Raw genomic sequence first — 18324 nt, forward strand, 5'->3', positions numbered from 1 at the left:
TGGTTAAGATCTTTCGTCTCAACCGAGGCGCGCATTCTACAGCAGCCTCATTTGCTGTCAAGTGATTATTTTCAGAAGCTTTCAAAGTTTCCTTTGTAACTTCAACCACTTGCGCTTCAGATCTCTCATCAGCGGGAGGCGAATTCTACAGCGTTACACGCTGCTGTCAACACCTCTTTTTCAACTCCCTTTCGGCTTCGATGAACTGAAGCAACCTGCTGCCGAAAACTGCGTAACTCTTTGTTTACCAAGGAGTTTTCCGTTTCGACTACGCCGGAAGTGGGGCGAATTATAGACACCTGGAATCTGCCGTCAAGCATTGATTTAGGTTTTCTATCGACATGTGCAAAAACACTGCTTATATATAGACGCGCCTGCAAGGAATGCGCAGTATATTGCCCAACACAAATAGAAACGCCCTGATTCCTATATTTCGGACGATGCCACGTAATGAATGACCAGCCTCGCAGCCTAGCCTCTACCCTGTTCTCGGTTGGGCTGCTGCTCATAGCCATGGCATCGATCCAGTCCGGAGCCTCCCTGGCCAAAAGCATGTTCTCCGTTGTCGGCCCTCAGGGGACGACAACATTACGACTGATTTTTGCCAGTGTGATCATGATGCTGATACTGCGTCCATGGCGGGCAAAACTCACTGCAAAGTCCCTGCGCACCGTCATCATCTACGGGATGGCGCTGGGCGGCATGAACTTCCTCTTCTATATGTCGTTGCAAACCGTCCCGCTGGGCATCGCGGTGGCGCTTGAATTCACCGGCCCACTGGCGGTGGCGATCTACGCCTCGCGTCGCGCGATCGACTTCTTGTGGATTGCCCTGGCTGCCGCAGGCTTACTGTTACTGATACCGACGGGAGAAACGACCACCGGCATCGATCTTGTAGGCGCCGGTTATGCCTTGGGCGCAGGGGTCTGCTGGGCACTGTACATTTTGTTCGGTCAAAAAGCCGGGGCCGACAATGGCGTGCAAACCGCCGCGCTGGGGGTAATGATCGCTGCGCTCTTCGTAGCCCCCATCGGTATTGTCCATGCAGGCTCAGCTCTGCTGAGCCCGTCATTGATCCCTATAGCCCTTGGCGTCGCCATCCTGTCCACAGCCCTCCCCTACACCCTGGAGATGGTCGCGCTGACCCGCATGCCGGCCAGAACCTTCGGCACACTGATGAGTATCGAGCCAGCCTTCGGCGCGCTATCTGGCTTGCTGTTCCTTCATGAATACCTCTCGCTGTCACAATGGATGGCAATCATGTGCATCATTCTGGCATCCGTCGGTGCCACCATGACCATGAGCACTAGCACCCGACCAGCCGTAGCGGCGGATTGAAAGCAGATATGACACGGCTCTGGTATTTGCCGCTCAATTAGGCCATGTTTAGCCCCGCACCCCAGTGTCATGACATGGACCATTTCAGATAGGGATATCGGTACGCGTCAAGCGAAAGTGAAAGCAGCCAAACCCGGGCACAAGATCCGGGGACGCTATAAGGACAGTAATGAAACGATTTTTGATGCTGATCGCCGTACTTGCAATTGCGGGCTGCGCGGCGACTTCGGAAACACAGATCAAGCACGGTAAGAAAGGGCTGCACATCAACTGTTCCGGACTGTCTTCGTCCTGGGACAAGTGCTACGCCAGCGCCGCCAATTCCTGCGCCCCCAAGGGATACAAGGTCATTGCCAAGTCGGGAGATGCAGTGGAAGAGCCCGGCGATTACCCGTTTGGCCTCAATCCTGCGGGCTATACCAGCCGCAGCATGATTGTCATCTGCAAATAGGCAGAGCCGTCGGGTCAGGTTCTCGGGCTTGCGATCTGACGGCCAATTTCCTCGTAGCTGGAGTTCAGCACTGTGCGCTGGATATCCGGGCTAGCCAGCATGCGCGCTACGACCAGCGCGCCAATACATTGCGACAGAATCGCCCACGCCAGGCTGTCGCTTTGCAGAATACCCGCCCAACTTTCCTGAAGCCGACAAATCCAGTGCTCTGCCTGTTGACGGACAGTCAGGTCGGAACGGGCAATTTCCGCCCCCAATGCCGGCAATGCACAACCGGTTTCCGGATTCTCGACGTGAGACATACTCAGGTACTGCTTCAAGCAGCGTTCCAGCTTGTCACGGTCCTGTCCCTCCCCCAGTCGCGCCAGGCTTTGCCCCAACTCACGCTCGACAATGCTGGCGAACAACTCGTCTTTCGACGAGAAATGGCTATAGAAGGCGCCGCCACTCAAGCCAATCGCTTTCATCAGGCCGTCCACGCCCACCGTTGAAAATCCGGACTTCTTGGCCGATACCGCACTGCTTTCCAGCAGCCTTTGCCTGGTTTCCAGCTTGTGACTGGCCGAATAACGCATTGCCTTTCTCCCTAGCTTGCTCGCCTTGACGTCTGTCGAATCATAGCATAACGTTCGTTTAGTTAACGATCGTTTACCAAAAGGGATCTACCCATGAATAACAAGAAGGTCGTTCTTATCGTCGGTGCAGGTGATGCCACGGGTGGCGCCATTGCCAAGCGTTTTGCCCGGGAAGGTTTTGTCACCTGCGTTACCCGCCGCAGTGCGGACAAGCTCCAGCCATTGGTGGATGCCATAAAGGCCGATGGTGGCGAGGCCCACGGTTTCGCCTGCGACGCCCGCAAGGAAGACGACGTGGTCGCACTGGTCGAGCAGATAGAAAGCGAGATCGGCCCTATCGAGGCATTCGTGTTCAACATCGGCGCGAACGTGCCGTGCAGCATTCTCGAAGAAACCGCCCGCAAGTATTTCAAGATCTGGGAAATGGCCTGTTTTTCCGGTTTTCTCAATGCGCGTGAAGTGGCCAAACGCATGGCCAAGCGCCAGCGGGGCACGATCCTGTTCACCGGCGCCACTGCAGGCCTGCGTGGCGCAGCCGGGTTCGCCGCATTTGCCGGTGCCAAGCACGGCATTCGTGCGCTGGCGCAAAGCATGGCCCGAGAGCTCGGCCCCATGAATATTCACGTTGCCCATGTCGTCGTCGACGGCGCCATCGATACCGATTTCATCCGCGACAGCTTCCCCGAGAAATACGCGACCAAGGATCAGGACGGCATCCTTAACCCCGAACACATTGCCGAGAATTACTGGTACCTGCACAGCCAGCCCCGCGACGCCTGGACTTTCGAACTGGACCTGCGTCCCTGGAGCGAACGCTGGTAATTCCCCCCACACACAACAATAAGACGAGCGCCTTGAACATGAGCAAAACCGTGGAGTTCTACTTCGACCTCGGCAGCCCCGCCACCTATCTGGCCTACACCCAGCTACCGAAGATCTGCGCGCAAACCGACACCCGGTTGATCTACATTCCGCTCTTGTTGGGCGGAGTGTTCAAAGCCACCGGTAACGCCTCTCCGGCGACTGTCCCGGCCAAAGGCCGCTACATGTTTAAGGATCTGGACCGCTACGCCAAACGCTACGGCGTGCCTCTGAAATTCAATCCCCACTTCCCGATCAACACCTTGATGCTGATGCGCGCCGTAACAGGCATGCAGTTGCGCCACCCTGAACGCTTTGCAGCGTTCATCGATTGCCTGTTCAAGGCCATATGGGTCGAGGGTCGCAGCCTGGATGAACCGGCAACCGTCGCGGCAGTGCTCAGCGAAAACGCTTTCGATCCGCAAGAGGTGCTGGCCCTGACCGCCGATGAAGAAGTAAAAGCCCTGCTCAAGGACAACACCGAAAAAGCCGTACAGCGAGGCGTATTCGGAGCCCCAAGCATGTTTGTCGACAATCAGCTGTACTTCGGCCAGGATCGGCTGGACTTCGTGCTCGAAGCCTTGAGCTGAATCTCGACCACCAACCGCCCCTTTGCCGCTCTATGGCTCAGGCGCTGGATAAAGCGCCTGAGCTGCACATAAACAAGTAGCTACGCCGGAACCAATAGCAGCTCCCGATCAGATAGCCGCCGTGCGGGTATTGAGCCACTCCAGCGCGGCACCTTCGACCAACGGACTCAAGCGCTCGCGCACTTCGGCGTGGTAAGCGTTGAACCACTGCTTCTCGTCCTCGGACAACAGCGAAGTTTCCAGGCAACGCGTGTCGATCGGGCACAGGGTCAGTGTTTCGAACTTGAGGAACTCGCCGAATTCGCTTTTGCCCGCCTCACGGTTCATCGCCAGATTTTCAATGCGCACACCCCAACGACCCGGACGATAGGTGCCCGGTTCAATGGACGTGATCATGCCGGGTTGCATCGCGGTTTGCGGGGCAGGCGCGGCCTGATAAGCAATGACTTGCGGACCTTCGTGGACGTTCAGGAAGTAACCGACGCCATGACCGGTGCCGTGACCGTAGTCGACACTTTCCGCCCAGATGGGCGCACGGGCGATGGCATCGAGCAGCGGCGATAGAATGCCTTTCGGGAACTGCGCGCGGGACAAGGCAATCACACCCTTGAGCACGCGGGTGCAATCGCGTTTTTGCTCATCGGTCGGTGTGCCCACAGCAACCATGCGCGTGATGTCGGTGGTGCCGCCCAGATACTGGCCGCCGGAGTCGATCAGCAGCAGGCCGTCCCCTTCGATCACCGCGTGTTCTTCTTCGGTGGCATGGTAGTGCGGCATCGCGCCATTGGCGTTGAACGCGGCAATGGTGTTGAAACTCAGAGACACATAATCCGGACGGCGTTCACGGGCCGCGGTGAGTTTTTCGTCGATGGTCAGTTCGGTGATGCGCTCGCGCCCCAGCGCCGAATCCAGCCAGGCAAAGAATTCGCACAGTGCTGCGCCGTCCTGTTCCATGGCCTGACGGATGTGTTCGGCATCGGCCAGGCTTTTTTGCGATTTGGCCAGGGTGGTCGGGTTCAGGCCTTCGATCAGTTTCACCCCACTGTCGAGGTTGTCCAGCAAGCCCGCCGTGACCCGCGCCGGATCGACTTGCAGGCTCGCGCCGCTCGGTACGGCACGCAGTGCAGTAGCGACTTCGCTGTAATCGCGCAAGGTCACCCCGTCCCGTTCGAGGATGGCGCGCAGTTCGGCGCTGACTTTGCTCAAGGCGACAAACAGCGTGGCCTGTTGCTGATTGATCAAGGCAAAAGAAACAAACACCGGGTTGAACGAAACGTCGCCGCCACGCAGGTTGAACAGCCAGGCGATATCATCCAGGGTGGCGATGAAATGCCAGTCGGCACCCCGCGCCTGCAGGGTTTCACGCAGTTTGGCGAGTTTTTCGCCACGGCTGACGGTCGCCTGTGGTGGCAAGTGCTGGTAGATCGGTTCGTTCGGCAGGCCTGGGCGGTCGCTCCAGACGCCGCTCAGCAGGTCGATGTCGGTGCGCAGGCGAGCGCCACGCTCTTCCAGTTTACCGCCCAGGGTCCGTGCCGAAGCCACGGCCATGACCGCGCCATCGACCGCGACAACGCCACCCTCGGGGGTTTGCTCGGCCAGCCATTCCAGTGGTCCGGGTTGACCCGGTTGCAGCTTGACCAGATCAATGCCGCTGCCGTTGAGCTCCTTGGTCGCCTGCTCCCAATAACGGCTGTCGGCCCAGACGCCGGCAAAATCCGGGGTCACGATCAGGGTGCCGACCGAACCATGGAAACCCGACAACCACTGGCGCCCCTGCCAGTAACCCGGCAGGTATTCGGACAGGTGCGGGTCGGCCGACGGCACCAGCAAGGCGTGAATGCCCTCCCGGCTCATCAGTTCGCGGGTTTGCGCCAGGCGCTGGGGCACCGATCCATTGATCGAAAGCTGCGTATTCATCGTGTCTCCTGCTAACCACTTCATCATTATTGTTGAGTGCCGATCAATGTCGGCGCTTCGTCGCCCTATTGCCAGAATGCCGGAGCACTGGCGCAGGCTGCCTTGATCAGTTGAACCGCCTGGTCGATGTCCTGCTCGGTGGTGAAACGCCCGAGGCTCAAGCGGATGGTGCGACCGGCCGAGCGGGCATCGTGCCCCAGGGCCAGCAGTACATGGGATGGGGTATTGCTCGCGGAATTGCAGGCCGAGGTCGCGGAAAAAGCGATCGAGGCCAGCAACGCCGCCGGGTTGAACTCGCCTTCGTCGAAGGTCAGGCTCAGGGTATGGGGAATGCGCCGGGTCGGGCTGCCGTTGAGACGCACGCCGGGAACGCTCTGCAATTGCTCGAGCAAGCGTTCACGCAAACGCACGATGGTGGCTTTCTCTTCATCGAACGCAGCCGCCGCCAGTGCAAAGGCCGCGCCCATGGCCGCGATCTGATGGGTCGCCAGTGTGCCGGAGCGCAAACCGCCCTCATGCCCGCCGCCATGGATCTGCGCCTGCAAACGCTGTTGTGCCCGCGGACCGACGTACAACGCGCCGATGCCCTTGGGGCCGTAGAGCTTGTGCGCGGAAAACGACATCAGGTCCACCGGCCACAGTGCGAGGTCGATCGCCACTTTGCCCGCGCCCTGTGCGGCGTCGACATGGAACAACGCCCCGCGATCACGCACGACCTGACCGATGGCGGAAATGTCGTTGAGGGTGCCCAGTTCGTTGTTGACCAGCATCAGCGACACCAGGAAGGTGTCTTCTCGCATGGCTTCGCTGACCGCTTGCGCGGTGATCAGGCCCTCGGCGTCCGGCGCCAGATAAGTCACGGCTACACCGGCATCCTCCAGTTGCCTGGCGGTATCGAGAATGGCCTTGTGCTCGATCTGACTGGTGATGATATGGCCCCCGCCAATGCGGCGGGCCTGGGCCACGCCTTTGAGCGCGAGGTTGTTGGATTCGGTGGCGCCTGAGGTCCAGACGATCTGCCCGGGCGTCGCACCGACCAGTTCGGCGACCTGGCGTCGCGCCTGTTCGACCGATTGCCGGGCCTGCTGGCCGAAGACGTGGGAACTGGAGGCAGGGTTGCCGAAATTGCCGGTAAAGCCCAGGCACTCGACCATCACCTTGATGACCCGCTCATCCACCGGCGTGGTGGCGGCGTAATCGAAATACAACGGACGTTTATTCATAAAAGACTCGCAGAGCGTGTTCCGGGATCAGGAAGCTCGTGACTGCAAACGGCAAAGCGCAGCCTTGTGAGCTGCGCGCGGTTTTCAGAACGTTACCAATACCTGATCGGATGCCGTTAAAGAAGAATTACTTCATTTAAAAGTGCGTAGGAACGCTCCTGAAAAGTCAGCTTAACAGGCATCGGGCAACCGGTTGAAGCAATGCGTCAGCTAAAGCTTTCGAGTATCAGCGGATACAGCGAACCCACAAGCAGCGCGGCCATGCCCCAATTGAACAGGCGCAGCCAGCGGCGATCCTTCAGAACATTGCGCAACAGCGTGCCGCAAGCGGCCCAGACACCCACGCTCGGCAGGTTGATGATCGCAAAGACGGCCGCGATCACGATCACATTCGTGAAGTACCCCTGCATCGGCGTGTAAGTGCTGATAGCGCCGATGGCCATGATCCAGGCTTTGGGATTGACCCACTGGAACGCGGCGGCACCCAGATAGCTGATCGGTTTCGCCTCGCCCTGCTGGCTCTCCGACATTGGCCCGGAATGGGCGATTTTCCACGCCAGATACAGCAAATACGCCGCCCCTACATAACGCAGCACGGTGTAGAGCAAAGGGTAGGTCTGGAACACCGCGCCAAGGCCAAAGCCGACCGCCACCACCAGTACGAAGAAGCCACAAGTGATGCCGAGCATGTGCGGAATCGTGCGGTTGAAGCCGAAGTTCACCCCGGAGGCCAGCAACATGGTGTTGTTCGGGCCGGGCGTGATCGAGGTGACGAGGGCAAACAGGGCGAAGCCCAGTAGCAGGTCGAGTGAGAGCGTCATGGGTGGTAGTCCGTCAGGGTCGGTCAGGTGTTGACCCTATCGCACACCTTCGGCGAAACCCATGGACAGTTACGCGAAACTTGGAGCAGTACAGTTTCGCCTCAGCTCGGACGACCGTGAAGCTGTACAGATCGCCCGACGTTCATTTCACCCTGGTTGTCGAAACCGAACGACTTTTGCGGCTGACCGAGCAGCTCGGCTTTTTTCGCGTGGTATTCGTCGAAGGACAGTCCGCGGCGGTTCAGCGCTTCCAGCGCCAGTTCCTTGCTTTCTTCAGCCGTGTAAGGCCGAAGCTCAGGGGAAACATGGCTGGCACATCCGGCGAGTACGGAGACGGCGAGCATCAGCAAAGTGGCGATCATCGGTTTCATTTCTGGCGTCCTGGCGACTGGGTTCGAGGCAATGAACACAGGCTACCCGCGCCTCCCGGGCAGCAGAAATCAACGCTTTCAATAGTGGCTATCAAGAAATGGCGATCATTGCCCTTGTCAGCGCCAGCCCACCAGGCTGCAGTGCAATGCATTGTCGTGGCTGCGCTCCAGGCTGTGCAGGACCTGGAACGAGCCGAAGGTCACGGCCTTCGCCTGATGGGCGCGGATCAACTGCCAGAAATCCTCTTCGCCGTTTTCAAAGGACCGGAACGCAGCCTCCCCGGCTTCGCGGGTTTGCCATTGCAGATAATTGAGTACCCGCCGGCCATCATCGCTGGCCTGGATGCTGGCACTGAGAAAGCCGCGGTGCTGCCGGGCCAGATGTTCGGTCTGTGCCGACAATGCCAATACCAGCGCGGGTTGTTGATGCGGCTCGATCTGGAATTCGATCAGTTGGGTAAAGCTGCGATTCTTCTCTGAGGCTTGCATGAAATGTCCCCCACTCACATGTAAGGCGAATCTTGCGATCCGAAGGTGTGCAGGGTAAAACCTCAAGCTAACTAGAGGTCAATAGGCAATTTTTAAATGATCACCCCGGAAAACCTGCACAAGGAACTTACCGTCGGCCAAGTCGCGGCGCGCAGCGGTGTGGCGGTCACGGCGCTGCACTTCTATGAGTCCAAGGGGCTGATCAAGAGCAACCGCAATCAGGGCAACCAGCGCCGCTATCCCAGGGAAGTGCTGCGACGGGTGGCCTTGATCAAGGTTGCCCAGCGCCTGGGAATTCCTTTGGCGGAGATCGGCGAAGCCCTCAAGTCGCTGCCCGACAACCGGGCGCCAACGGCGGCGGACTGGAAAATGCTGTCGGCGCAATGGAGCCGGGAACTGGATGAGCGCATCAACCAACTGACCCTGCTGCGCGATCGCCTCAACGGCTGTATCGGGTGTGGTTGCCTGTCGATGGAGGCTTGTCCATTGCGCAACGCAGGCGATGTGCTGGGAGAGCGCGGGCCGGGAGCGCACTGGTTGGAGCCAACTTGATGGCACTTGAATGGCGCTGCTGCTCGTCGGGCACTCGGTGAGGCGAAAGAGGCTGGCCTATATTTATTCGGTCGTACAACGGCACAGGTACTTTCCATTCACAAAACAACAACAGGGAGTTCCATCATGAGCGTCAAACCCATTCCAGAGGGGTATCACAGCGTCACCCCCTATCTGGGCATCAACAAAGCCGCCGAAGCCATCGCCTTCTACAAAAAAGCCTTCGGCGCCATTGAAATCATGCGCCTGGACATGCCCGATGGCGGTGTCGGCCACGCGGAACTGCGCATCGGCGATTGCCCGATCATGCTGGGCACGCCATGCGATCAAGGACCGCTGAGCAACCCGGACAATTCGCCGTCCGTGGGTCTGCATTTGTACGTGACGGATGTCGACAAGTCCTACAAACAGGCGATCGATGCCGGCGCAACCGTTGTATCGGAGGTCAAGGATCAGTTTTACGGCGACCGTTCAGGGACCTTGAAAGATCCCTACGGGCACCTGTGGTTCCTGGCCACGCACAAGGAAGACCTGACCCAGGAACAGATCGAGCAACGGGCCAAGGAGATGTTTGCCCAAAGTTGAAATCCCTGGTGATGGAGCGGGCCTCTTCGCGAGCAGGCTCGCTCCCAGAAGGGTCCCGTCTTCAGCAGCACCGCCGACATGCCAATCACTTGCGCAAGCAAGCCCGCCCGCGACCTGTCGACAATGAGAAACATTTTCTTTCATTTCCCCTTTCGGGATTTCCCCTGCTCATCCGTCCTACTTAGATGCAGTCCTTTCGCGTAGGCAAAAGCCACGACCGGACCTTCTGGGCGCTCACCCCTGCGAAGCCCGCAGCCGAGCTGCCTCTCATCCAGGCAAGACCTCCAACATGTCAAAGAAGTCCCGTTCAAAAATCTGGTTCCTGGTCCATAGCTGGCTGGCATTGCCGATCTGGTTTTTCGTGCTGATCGTCTGTGTAACCGGAACCCTGGCCGTCATCAGTCAGGAGATCGTCTGGCTGACCAACCCGCCAATGCGCGCCAGCCAGCCCTCGGACGACGCCCCGCTACTCAGTTATCAGCAGGTCATCGAGGCCATCAACAAGGCCGAACCGCAGACCGTGGTGCAGAGCATCAGCCGCCCCGACGAGTCGCATTTTGCCCTGGATGTCGAAGTCAGCTACCCCGACGGGCGCTCGGTGGTGATTTATGTCAATCCGTACAGCGGCGTGATCCAGGGTGTCGCGCCGGAGTTCAACTTCCGCGCCTTCACCCGGGCGCTGCACGGCTGGTGGCTCGTGCCGTTCACCAACGGTTACAGCTGGGGCTGGTACCTGGTGTCGTTTCTCGGCTTGCCGCTACTGGCGTCGCTGGTCACGGGGCTGGTGGTCTACAAACGCTTCTGGAAAGGCTTTTTTCGGCCAACCCTGCGTATTCGCCACGGCGCGCGGATTTTCTGGGGCGACTTTCACCGCTTGAGCGGCATCTGGTCGATCTGGTTCATCGCGGTGATTTCCATCACCGGCACCTGGTTCCTGATCCAGGCATTGCTGTTCGATAACCAGATTTCCATTTCCACGGAAAAGATCATCCCGGCGATGTCCCGCGAAGCGGTGCCGCTGTCAGCCGATGGCTCGCCCCCGCCGCGTATCGACCTCGACCACGCAATTGAAATCGCCACGCAGAAAATCTCCGGGCTGGAGGCCAGCTTTGTCAGCTTGCCGGGCAATGCCTACAGCCACCTGGATGTCGGCGGACGCGGTTGGTATCCGTTGATGTTCCAGACCGCCACGATCAACCCGTACAACGGCGAAATCGCCGCCTCGCGCCTGATCTCGGACCGTTCGACCCTGGAGTTCGTCACCGAGTCCATGCGTCCGTTGCACACCGGCGATTTCGGCGGCCTGTGGATCAAGCTGATCTGGGCGTTCTTCGGCCTGTTGCTGAGCATGATGGTGCTCAGCGGTCTGCTGATCTGGACCAAACGCACGGCACTGGCCACGGCCAATGCCTTCAAGCGCAGCAACAAAAAACAGCGTGGCACCGCGGCGCAACCGGTCACGAACAACGAACCGTCGGAGGCCCACCTGTGAGCAAAGTCACTGCGGTCTCGCAACCCTCGCGCCTGCACGTGTTCTGGCACAAATGGCGCTTTCATCTGAACGTCCTGTTACTGCTGATTCCCTTGGGTTTCATGCCCAAGTACTTCGCCGACGAGGCATTGATGCGCGGCGACAGTGGCCTTGGCGAACGGGAGGTCGGCGAAGTCCGGGTCGGTCCCTGGAGCCTGCGCCTGGCGGAATTGCGCAACGCCGCGCCCATGCTCGACGGCCCGGCCGGTTACATGAAAGGTTTCAACGCCGCGTTGTGCGAGGCCTGTATCGGCCAGGTCAAGGCCACTTACCTGCGTATCGGCAAGCCCCGCAGCCTGCGCGCCGCCGGGGTGATTTTCTTCGGCACCCCGTACCGCATGGGCGCCTCGCTGCCCGTCCCGGAAAAGACCACGGCCGACGCCGAACTGTGGATCACCATGGAAGGCTGGGACGGCGCCATGCATCAGGCATCCATTCCTTTGAGCCAGGCCTCCCCCGCCACCATCGCCTGGCTGAACAAACAAGGAGGCAAACCATGATCACCCCTCTTCGCCCGCTCAACGCCGTGTTGCTGGTGCTCTGCGCCGGCTTCAGCGCCGCTGCCCTGGCCCACAATCCGATGTGCGAATGCAAGGCCATCGACGCGGAGCAGATCAAGTGCACCGGCGGTTTTTCCGACGGCAGCGGCGCTCCTGGCGTGACCCTCGATGTGATCGGCTACGACGAAACCATCCTGGTGCCGGGCAAGCTCGGGCCTGATTCGACCCTGACCTTCAAGAAGCCCGGCGCCGAGTTCTATGTACTGTTCGATGCCGGCCCCGGTCACGTCGTGGAAATCGACCAAGCGGACATCGAGGCACCATGAGCACTCCAACGACCCAAGTCGTGCGCCCGGCCGGGGCCGGTCACGAAACCCTCTATGTTCTGCTGCTGTGCCTGATGATCCTGGCGGTGGCCGGCTCGGTGGTGCTCTGGCGCGGTGAATCCCATGAGGTGAGCAGCGTCAGCAGCCATCAACTGGATGCACGCCGTGACCTCAGTGCATCCGAGCAAGGTATCTACGCCGATTTGCGGGTGACGCTGGACGAGATCCATTTGCTGCGCCAGGAACAGCAAGCGCTGCCGACACCCGAGTTGCTGGCCGAGGAAGGGTTTGCCCCGTTTGCCCGGGACGCCAGCTCCGTCAGCCGGGGTGGCCATGCCTGGCAAATGCTCGACGCCAAGGCCTATTTCGGCCAGAGCCAGAAGCCGACGGTCGCCGGTTCGTTTCTGCTGCGCCTGAGCGCAACCGCCGACGCTGCACCGGACATCTGGCTCAACCGCGCCAGCACGCTCACGGCACCGGCCGACCTCAGCGATGCTGCGCTCGAAAGCGCCGGCTGGCAGCAGGTCATCGCGCAATTCGATGCCGGTGTGACCCGCCAGCACCGGCACTGAACCCTCGACTTTTTCCGAGAGAAGACCGCTTTCCCATGCCCAACTCATCTCAATGTTCTTTTTTGCGCCTGTTGCTGGTCGGCTTGCTCGCCTGCCTGCTGCCATCCCTGGCCAGCGCCGACGAAGCCAAGCGCCTGCGCATCGGCATCACCCTGCATCCCTACTACAGCTACGTGACGAACATCGTCGGCGACAAGGCCGAGGTGGTGCCGCTGATTCCGGCCGGTTTCAACCCGCATGCCTACGAGCCCCGCGCCGAAGACATCAAGCGCATCAGCGGGCTGGACGTGATTGTGCTCAACGGTGTCGGCCATGACGACTTCGCCGACCGCATGATCGCCGCCAGCGAAACCCCGAACGTACCGGTAATCGAAGCCAACGAAAACGTACCGCTACTGGCCGCCACCGGCGTGGCCGCACGCGGTGCCGGCAAGGTGGTGAACCCACACACCTTCCTGTCGATCAGCGCCTCGATTGCCCAGGTCAACAACATTGCCCGGGAGCTAGGCAAGCTCGATCCCGCCAATGCCAAAACCTACACCGAGAACGCCCGCGCCTACGGCAAGCGCCTGCGCAAGATGCGCGCCGACGCCCTGGCCAAACTGACCCAGGCACCGAACGCGGAACTGCGGGTGGCCACGGTACACGCGGCCTACGACTATCTGCTGCGCGAATTCGGCCTCGAAGTGACGGCCGTGGTCGAGCCGGCCCACGGTATCGAGCCAAGCCCGAGCCAGCTGAAAAAAACCATCGATCAACTGCGTGAACTGGACGTGAAGGTGATCTTCTCGGAGATGGACTTTCCTTCCACTTACGTCGACACCATCCAGCGCGAATCCGGCGTGAAGCTGTATCCGCTGTCGCATATTTCCTACGGCGAATACACCGCCGACAAGTACGAAAAGGAAATGACCGGCAACCTCGACACCGTGGTGCGGGCGATTCAGGAGTCCGGCCAATGACATCGAAAGAAACCATCCTGGCAGATGCAGAATCCCCTGTGGGAGCGAGCCTGCTCGCGAAAGTGTCGAGTCAGGCGACATCATCATTGAATGACACACCGCAATCGCGAGCAGGCTCGCTCCTACAGGTTTTGGGGCCGACGCTGGATTTTGCCGACGTCAGCCTGACCCTCGGGCGCACGACGATCCTCGACAACGTTACCTTTCAGGTCCGCCCCGGCAGCGTGCACGCACTGGTCGGCCCCAATGGCGGCGGCAAGAGTTCGCTGATCAAGACCCTGCTCGGGCAAATGCCTCACCAGGGCCGCTTGAGCCTGCATTGGCCAGCCGAGCCGGGGACCATCGGCTATGTGCCACAGGCACTGGAGTTCGACCGGGGCTTGCCAATGACCGTCGACGATTTCATGGCCGCCATGTGCCAGCGTCGCCCGGCCTTTCTCGGCTTGAGCAAACACTACGCGACGGCGATTGGCGAGGCGCTGGAGCGGGTCGGCATGCAGGACAAACGCAAGCGCCGCATGGGCGCGCTGTCCGGCGGCGAACGGCAACGGGTGTTGCTGGCCCAGGGGCTGATTCCGCCTCCGCAATTGCTGGTGCTCGACGAACCGATGTCGGCCCTCGATGAGGCCGGTATCCGGGTGTTCGAACGCTTGCTCGGCGACTGGCGAGCGGCGGGCATCACCGTACTGTGGATCGAGCACGACCTGGAAGCGGTCGGACGCCTGGCCGACCACGTTACCGGGCTCAATCGCCGGGTGCTGTTCGACGCCACGCCGCAACAGGCGCTGACACCGGAGCGTCTGTTGAACCTGTTCTCGACCCACCCACGGAGCCTTGCCTGATGAGTTACGAAGCTTTTCGCCTGATGGTCCAGGGCTGGGCGTCGTCGGGTTATCTGCCCGAGGCGCTGGCCTATGGATTCGTGGTCAACGCCCTGCTCGCCGGCCTGCTGATCGGCCCGGTACTGGGAGGCCTGGGCACGTTGGTGGTGGTCAAGCGCTTCGCGTTTTTCTCCGAGGCGGTCGGTCACGCCGCCCTGACCGGCGTGGCCATCGGCATCCTGCTCGGCGAACCCTACACCGGCCCCTACGGCAGCCTGTTCGGCTACTGCCTGCTGTTCGGCATCCTGCTCAATTACCTGCGCAACCGCACCGGTCTGGCGCCAGATACCTTGATCGGCGTGTTTCTCTCGGTGTCGCTCGCCTTGGGCGCAAGCCTGCTGCTGATTCTGGCGGGCAAGATCAACGTACACATTCTGGAAAACGTGCTGTTCGGCTCGGTGCTGACGGTCAATGGCAATGACCTGCTGGTGCTGGCCATCGTCGGTTCGCTGGTCATGGCCCTGGCCTTGCCTTTGTACAACCGCATCATGCTCGCCAGTTTCAACCCGCAGTTGGCGGCGGTGCGCGGGGTGGCGGTGAAGGCCCTGGATTATCTGTTCGTGATTCTGGTGACGCTGATCACCGTCGCAGCCGTGAAGGTCATCGGCGCGATTCTGGTGGGCGCCCTGCTGGTGATTCCGGCCGCCGCGGCACGCCTGCTCAGCCAATCGCTGAAGGGCTTTTTCTGGTGTTCGGTGCTGATCGCCACGGTCAGCACACTGTGCGGGATTCTTGCACCGATTGTCTTCGACCTGCCGATCCCGTCCGGCGCCGCGATCATCCTCGTGGCCGGTATCGCCTTCGCCCTGGCCGCCATCGCGCGCGGCGTCGTCCCCAGCCTGAAAGGGAACCTTGGATAAATGATTTTTTCACTGCGCCAACTGACCCTCGCCGTCGCCCTGTGCGGGCTGGCGACAACGACCATGGCCGCCGACAACGGCAAACCGCTGCGTGTGCTGGCCTCCTTGCCGATTACTTATGGCCTGGGTGAAGTCTTGCTCAAGGGCACCGATGTCAGCCTCGAACGCGCGACCCCGGACAACCTGCCCGGCAGCCGCCAGACCGCGTACTTCACCGGCCGTGGCGCCCCGGCGCTGGCCAAACTGGCAAGCGACGCCGATGCGGTGATCGGCCTGCGCTCACTGTGGCCGGATGACCCGCTGTACCCGATCGCCCGGCGCAGCAATATCCGCATCGTCGAAGTCGACGCCGCTCGCCCCGTGGACGGCGCCCTGCCCGGCATAGCCGTACAGCCCGACAACAAGGTCGACGGGCTGAACAGTCAGCCGTGGTTCTCCAGCAATAACATGGGGCGCATGGCCGATGTGATGGCGGCGGACCTGGTGCGCCTGGCCCCCAAGGCCAAGCCGAAGATCGATGCCAACCTGGCAACGCTCAAGCAGCGCTTGCTCAAGCTCAGCGCCGACAGCGAAGCGCGATTGGCCAATGTGGACAACCTCAGTGTGATGAGTCTCAGCGATCACTTCGGCTACCTGATCGGCGGTCTCAATCTGGAATTGATCGGCCAGGACGCACGCGCCGATGCCGAGTGGACACCGGAGGCGCTGAAGCAGTTGGGCGCAACGCTCAAGGACAATGACGTGACGGTGGTGCTGCATCACCGGCAGCCGTCGGATGCGCTGAAAGCGGTGATTGCCGGGTCGGGTAGCCGGTTGGTGGTGTTGAGTACCGATGCCGAGGATCCGGTGGCTGAACTGGAGGGGAATGTGGATTTGGTCATCAAGGGGCTTAGTGGCGTGTAACCTCGGTTGGACCGCGTTATCGTTCTTCGCGAGCAGGCTCGCTCCCACAGGGGATTTGTGGCGCGCCATGAATCCAATGTGGGAGCGAGCCTGCTCGCGAAGGCGGCCGGACAGACAACACAAATGCACGACATGAAAAAGCCCGCTGACTGTCACCAGTCCAGCGGGCTTCTTTTTGCATGACGGATCAGTGCGCCACAGCCGCCTGCTCGTCCATCTTCTGCCGCAGGCTCAATGGACGCATGTCGGTCCAGGTTTCTTCGATGTAGGCCAGGCATTCCTTTTTCAGCCCGCTTTTACCCACGGTGCGCCAGCCTTGTGGCACGGCTTTGTAGTCGGGCCAGATCGAGTATTGCTCTTCGTGGTTGACCACGACCTGAAAGAGGATGTCCTCGCGGTCGAATACTGACGTCATGCTGTCTCTCCATCGTTTTCGGGCGGGTTGCGTTGTGCACACAACCGTTATGTAGAAGGAACGATCCGCAGGGCGGAAAATTTAAGGATTGGCCGTGGCGGCGGCCAGGGCTCGCCCGAAAATCTCGGCCACGCGATCGATTTGCGCAGCGGTAATCACCAGTGGCGGCAGGAAGCGCACCACCGCGCCGTGGCGGCCACCGAGTTCCAGGATCAAGCCACGCTTGAGGCATTCGCGCTGCACCAGCGGTGCCAGACGGGCGAAAGCCGGCGGATGGCCTTGGGCATCCAGCGCGCCCGTCGGGTCCACCAGTTCGACGCCGAGCATCAAGCCACGTCCGCGAATGTCCCCCAGTTGCGGGAAGTCCTGCTGCAGGATGCGCAGGTGCTCGGCCAGACGCTCGCCCATCGCGGCGGCATGCTCGCAGACCTTGTGTTCGACCAGATAACGCATCACCGCGCAACCGGCGGCCATGGCCATCTGGTTGCCACGGAACGTCCCGGCATGGGCGCCCGGCAGCCAGGTGTCGAGCCAGTCGCGATAGACCACCACCGCCAGCGGCAGGCTGCCACCGATGGCCTTGGACATCACCACGACATCCGGAATGATCCCGGCATGCTCGAAGGCGAACATCTTGCCGGTGCGGGCGAAGCCACTCTGGATTTCATCGACGATCAGCGCGACCCCCACCTGTTCAGTGATCCGCCGCACACCGCGCAACCAGTCCAGATCCGCCGGAATCACCCCGCCCTCGCCCTGCACCACTTCCACGATCACCGCTGCCGGCAATTGCACACCAGCCTCGGGATCATTGAGCAGGTTTTCCAGGTAACTCAGGTTGGCTTTGACCCCTTGCGCGCCGCCGAGCCCGAACGGGCAGCGGTAATCGTAGGGGTACGGCATGAACTGCACGCCGCTGCCAAGCAAGGCGCCCAAGGGCTTTTTCGGCCCCAGACTGCCCATCAGGCTCAACGCGCCCTGACTCATGCCGTGATAGCCACCCTGGAACGAGATCACGGTGCTGCGACCAGTGGCGGTACGCACCAGTTTCAGTGCCGCTTCCACGGCGTCGGTGCCGGTCGGGCCGCAAAACTGGATCTTCGCTTCAGCGGCCAGGGCAGGCGGCAGCAGCCCGAACAGATCCTGGACGAACCGGTCCTTGACCGGCGTGGTCAGGTCCAGGGTGTGCAGCGGCAGCTCATCGGCCAGCACTTGCTGGATGGCTTCGATCACCACCGGGTGGTTGTGCCCCAGGGCCAGGGTTCCGGCTCCGGCCAGGCAATCGATGAAGGTGCGGCCTTCGACATCTTCGACGTAGATGCCCTTGGCGCGCTTGAGTGCCAGGGGAATGCGTCGCGGATAGCTGCGGGCGTTGGATTCCTGCCGGCTCTGACGGGCGAGCAATGGCGATTCGTTGAATTGATAAAGCATCTCGGCGGACGTCGCCGGCTGCTCTTCGATAAGGTTGGTAGCGACTGACATCTCTCGACCCCTCAATAAGGTTTTCCTGTTCTGGAAACGCATCAGCGCTTGAGGGATTTAGGCGGTAACACGGAAACCTTTGCAGGAGCGAACTCTGCTCGCGATGGACTCAAGAACAC

Annotated in this window: 22 protein-coding genes; 14 read left to right on the forward strand and 8 right to left on the reverse strand. The window is 60.7% G+C overall.

Going from position 1 to position 18324, the window contains the following annotated elements; all coding sequences use genetic code 11:
• Nucleotides 1-450: 450 nt before the first annotated feature.
• Complete coding sequence (gene rhtA / locus KGB20_RS15140; RefSeq protein WP_223532712.1) at nucleotides 451-1338, forward strand: threonine/homoserine exporter RhtA; 888 nt, start codon at nucleotides 451-453, stop codon at nucleotides 1336-1338.
• Nucleotides 1339-1507: 169 nt separating this feature from the next.
• Complete coding sequence (locus tag KGB20_RS15145; RefSeq protein WP_057713887.1) at nucleotides 1508-1789, forward strand: hypothetical protein; 282 nt, start codon at nucleotides 1508-1510, stop codon at nucleotides 1787-1789.
• 14 nt (nucleotides 1790-1803) lie between these two features.
• On the opposite strand, the gene KGB20_RS15150 is transcribed toward KGB20_RS15145, so the two are convergent.
• Complete coding sequence (locus KGB20_RS15150) at nucleotides 1804-2364, reverse strand: TetR/AcrR family transcriptional regulator (RefSeq protein WP_218494496.1); 561 nt, start codon at nucleotides 2362-2364, stop codon at nucleotides 1804-1806.
• Between the two features lie 93 nt (nucleotides 2365-2457).
• Here KGB20_RS15150 and KGB20_RS15155 point away from each other — a divergent pair, with 93 nt between their 5' ends.
• A complete protein-coding gene (locus tag KGB20_RS15155) occupies nucleotides 2458-3186 on the forward strand; it encodes an SDR family oxidoreductase (protein ID WP_057713885.1) in 729 nt (242 codons plus the stop codon).
• 38 nt (nucleotides 3187-3224) lie between these two features.
• Nucleotides 3225-3815 (forward strand): 2-hydroxychromene-2-carboxylate isomerase, encoded by a 591-nt coding sequence (locus tag KGB20_RS15160; protein ID WP_223532714.1) that lies wholly within the window; start codon nucleotides 3225-3227, stop codon nucleotides 3813-3815.
• A gap of 108 nt (nucleotides 3816-3923) precedes the next feature.
• Here KGB20_RS15160 and KGB20_RS15165 read toward each other — a convergent pair whose 3' ends face one another.
• The 5 genes from KGB20_RS15165 to KGB20_RS15185 form a co-directional block, all read right to left on the reverse strand.
• On the reverse strand, nucleotides 3924-5732 hold the full coding sequence (locus tag KGB20_RS15165; RefSeq protein ID WP_223532716.1) for an aminopeptidase P family protein: 1809 nt from the start codon (nucleotides 5730-5732) through the stop codon (nucleotides 3924-3926).
• A 65-nt stretch (nucleotides 5733-5797) separates the two neighbouring features.
• Nucleotides 5798-6955, reverse strand: a complete 1158-nt coding sequence (locus tag KGB20_RS15170) for a cysteine desulfurase family protein (RefSeq protein WP_223532718.1) — start codon at nucleotides 6953-6955, stop codon at nucleotides 5798-5800.
• Between the two features lie 206 nt (nucleotides 6956-7161).
• Nucleotides 7162-7776, reverse strand: coding sequence for a LysE family translocator (locus tag KGB20_RS15175; RefSeq protein WP_057713881.1), 615 nt, complete (start codon nucleotides 7774-7776; stop codon nucleotides 7162-7164).
• A gap of 101 nt (nucleotides 7777-7877) precedes the next feature.
• Entirely contained in the window at nucleotides 7878-8147 is a 270-nt protein-coding gene (locus tag KGB20_RS15180) for a hypothetical protein (RefSeq protein WP_057713880.1), read from the reverse strand.
• Between the two features lie 117 nt (nucleotides 8148-8264).
• A complete protein-coding gene (locus tag KGB20_RS15185) occupies nucleotides 8265-8636 on the reverse strand; it encodes an antibiotic biosynthesis monooxygenase (RefSeq protein ID WP_223532720.1) in 372 nt (123 codons plus the stop codon).
• Nucleotides 8637-8732: 96 nt separating this feature from the next.
• Here KGB20_RS15185 and soxR point away from each other — a divergent pair, with 96 nt between their 5' ends.
• From soxR to KGB20_RS15235, 10 genes are all read left to right on the forward strand, one after another.
• Nucleotides 8733-9188: a redox-sensitive transcriptional activator SoxR gene (gene soxR / locus KGB20_RS15190; RefSeq protein ID WP_090456997.1), complete on the forward strand. Its 456-nt coding sequence runs from the start codon at nucleotides 8733-8735 to the stop codon at nucleotides 9186-9188.
• A gap of 126 nt (nucleotides 9189-9314) precedes the next feature.
• On the forward strand, nucleotides 9315-9773 hold the full coding sequence (locus KGB20_RS15195; RefSeq protein WP_223532722.1) for a VOC family protein: 459 nt from the start codon (nucleotides 9315-9317) through the stop codon (nucleotides 9771-9773).
• A gap of 289 nt (nucleotides 9774-10062) precedes the next feature.
• Nucleotides 10063-11265, forward strand: a complete 1203-nt coding sequence (locus KGB20_RS15200; RefSeq protein ID WP_223532724.1) for a PepSY-associated TM helix domain-containing protein — start codon at nucleotides 10063-10065, stop codon at nucleotides 11263-11265.
• Entirely contained in the window at nucleotides 11262-11804 is a 543-nt protein-coding gene (locus tag KGB20_RS15205; RefSeq protein WP_090457000.1) for a thiamine pyrophosphate-binding protein, read from the forward strand. The genes KGB20_RS15200 and KGB20_RS15205 overlap by 4 nt, the downstream gene beginning before the upstream one ends.
• Entirely contained in the window at nucleotides 11801-12130 is a 330-nt protein-coding gene (locus KGB20_RS15210) for a hypothetical protein (protein WP_057713874.1), read from the forward strand. Before KGB20_RS15205 ends, KGB20_RS15210 begins: the two co-directional genes overlap by 4 nt.
• Nucleotides 12127-12702: a DUF6162 family protein gene (locus KGB20_RS15215; RefSeq protein ID WP_223532726.1), complete on the forward strand. Its 576-nt coding sequence runs from the start codon at nucleotides 12127-12129 to the stop codon at nucleotides 12700-12702. Before KGB20_RS15210 ends, KGB20_RS15215 begins: the two co-directional genes overlap by 4 nt.
• Nucleotides 12703-12737: 35 nt before the next feature.
• Complete coding sequence (locus KGB20_RS15220) at nucleotides 12738-13664, forward strand: metal ABC transporter substrate-binding protein (protein WP_223532728.1); 927 nt, start codon at nucleotides 12738-12740, stop codon at nucleotides 13662-13664.
• Nucleotides 13661-14506: a metal ABC transporter ATP-binding protein gene (locus tag KGB20_RS15225; RefSeq protein WP_223532729.1), complete on the forward strand. Its 846-nt coding sequence runs from the start codon at nucleotides 13661-13663 to the stop codon at nucleotides 14504-14506. Before KGB20_RS15220 ends, KGB20_RS15225 begins: the two co-directional genes overlap by 4 nt.
• Nucleotides 14506-15405: a metal ABC transporter permease gene (locus tag KGB20_RS15230; RefSeq protein WP_007993954.1), complete on the forward strand. Its 900-nt coding sequence runs from the start codon at nucleotides 14506-14508 to the stop codon at nucleotides 15403-15405. Before KGB20_RS15225 ends, KGB20_RS15230 begins: the two co-directional genes overlap by 1 nt.
• The gene (locus KGB20_RS15235; protein ID WP_223532731.1) at nucleotides 15406-16308 is read left to right on the forward strand and encodes a metal ABC transporter substrate-binding protein; all 903 of its coding nucleotides are present in this window, start codon (nucleotides 15406-15408) and stop codon (nucleotides 16306-16308) included. It begins immediately after the preceding gene.
• Between the two features lie 187 nt (nucleotides 16309-16495).
• Here KGB20_RS15235 and KGB20_RS15240 read toward each other — a convergent pair whose 3' ends face one another.
• Together KGB20_RS15240 and KGB20_RS15245 are read right to left on the reverse strand one after the other, a co-directional pair.
• Nucleotides 16496-16723: an MbtH family protein gene (locus KGB20_RS15240; protein WP_057713869.1), complete on the reverse strand. Its 228-nt coding sequence runs from the start codon at nucleotides 16721-16723 to the stop codon at nucleotides 16496-16498.
• Between the two features lie 81 nt (nucleotides 16724-16804).
• Nucleotides 16805-18205 (reverse strand): aspartate aminotransferase family protein, encoded by a 1401-nt coding sequence (locus KGB20_RS15245; RefSeq protein ID WP_223532733.1) that lies wholly within the window; start codon nucleotides 18203-18205, stop codon nucleotides 16805-16807.
• Nucleotides 18206-18324: the final 119 nt, after the last annotated feature.

Origin of the sequence: Pseudomonas sp. BF-R-30 (assembly GCF_019956175.1) — a bacterium.
Lineage (GTDB): Bacteria > Pseudomonadota > Gammaproteobacteria > Pseudomonadales > Pseudomonadaceae > Aquipseudomonas > Aquipseudomonas jessenii.